This is a genomic window from Paenibacillus doosanensis (genome assembly GCF_025060755.1).
GTDB classification, from domain to species: domain Bacteria; phylum Bacillota; class Bacilli; order Paenibacillales; family NBRC-103111; genus Paenibacillus_S; species Paenibacillus_S doosanensis.
In genome coordinates this window covers 1-1454 of sequence record NZ_JANYUY010000117.1, presented here as the reverse complement: position 1 = coordinate 1454, position 1454 = coordinate 1, and the positions used below count along the sequence as shown (strand labels likewise).

Annotated in this window: 1 protein-coding gene; it reads right to left on the bottom strand. The window is 51.0% G+C overall.

The features are described 5' to 3' along the window. Positions 1 to 1401 (bottom strand): transposase (locus N0M98_RS33615; RefSeq protein ID WP_259620503.1); only part of this gene is annotated, 1401 nt, incomplete at its 3' end. Positions 1402 to 1454: the final 53 nt, after the last annotated feature.

Below are 1454 nucleotides of genomic sequence, written 5' to 3'. Positions count from 1 at the left end.
AAAAAAACGGAACCCTGAGCATGTAGTGGAGCAAAGATACTGGGGACAGCCTGTTATCTTGGCGAGGACGGTGCAGGAAAGTGCACCAGCCCGTGGCCTTCTGGCTTTGAATCGGCACAGTCGCTTTAAATTCTGGACCATGGCCGTAAGTGTAGCTTGCTCTTGCATGCGATCAAGACCGCGGCTGCGGGCTCGATCGAGTCCATGTCTTCCTTTGGCCTCCGCAAAGGCATGTTCAATACGCGCACGCAGGGCTTGGATGTGCCGGTATGCACCATGACGCTGAATACTTTTTGCAAAATTGTAAGCCTGGATCTCCTTCTGTTTGAGACGGCGTTTGGCTTTTCGAACGGGATGCAATGCTCGGGTCTTGTAAACCGGGAATTCTTGCAGCTTGAGACTACGCAACCGGATGAGTGGGATGATGCCAAGTTCATGGAGCTGAACCAGATAGTCTGCTGACTCATACCCTTTATCTGCCGAAAGCGTTCGGATTTGGAGATGAGGATGACGAAATCGAATCGCTTGCACTTGCTTCAGGCTGACTTCTCTTTCTGCTGTACCGGATGCTAAAGAAGCCCGGGTGTCCAGGATCACGCCGGAGTGAACATCGATCAGATCATGCACCAAATAACGCAGATGAGCTTCCTGCCCTTTGCTTTTCTTATACAAACGGGCATCGGGGTCGCTGGTGCTACGGTGCGTACGGTTGGAAAAGGTTTTGCCATGAAAATCTTCGTGAACAGCCTGTTCCTCTACCTCCGAATGATCGTTCCTCGTAGAGGGAGGTTTAGGGGCATCCTCCTTGTCGGTTTTCGTGTCTTCGGTATCCTCCTTGGCTTGGCGTACTAAATACGCCTCGATAGATTCGACAGGGGCCAGTTGGATTTCTGCCAAACTGTGAATGGACGCATTCGCGCGTACTTGTGTTCCGTCCACGGCCGCATCCATTTGCGGCTTAACGAGTCCTGCGATGATGCACTGGTCAACAATGTCGCGCATCAGGTCGTCAAACACCTGATGGTCCCGCCAAAACTTTCGGGTTTTCACCAGAGTGGTCCGATCCGGCAAGGCCAGCTCGGCTTCTTCGGGATGCAGAACGGCTTCAAAGTCGAGGCCGCAAAACCACAAGTAGCCCGCATGCATAGGCAGCAAATTGTACAGAGCACGCTCACTGTGGTTGAACAGATAACAAAGAACCATCAAGCGTAGCTGAAGTTCAGGATCGCTCACGGGACGACCCATATTTTCGGAATACAGAGCACGTGTACGTTCGTGAATCATGCTCCAATCAATAACACGATCCAGTTGACGAAGAAGATGGTTTTGGGGAACAAGCGCCTCCATCTCGACCATTTGAAATAGTCGAGGTTGGGTGCCTTGGCGTTTGGAAACTAGCATAAGTTTTGGCCTCATTTCTCATCGATCAGTTCCATTTATTTTACCATTTCTAT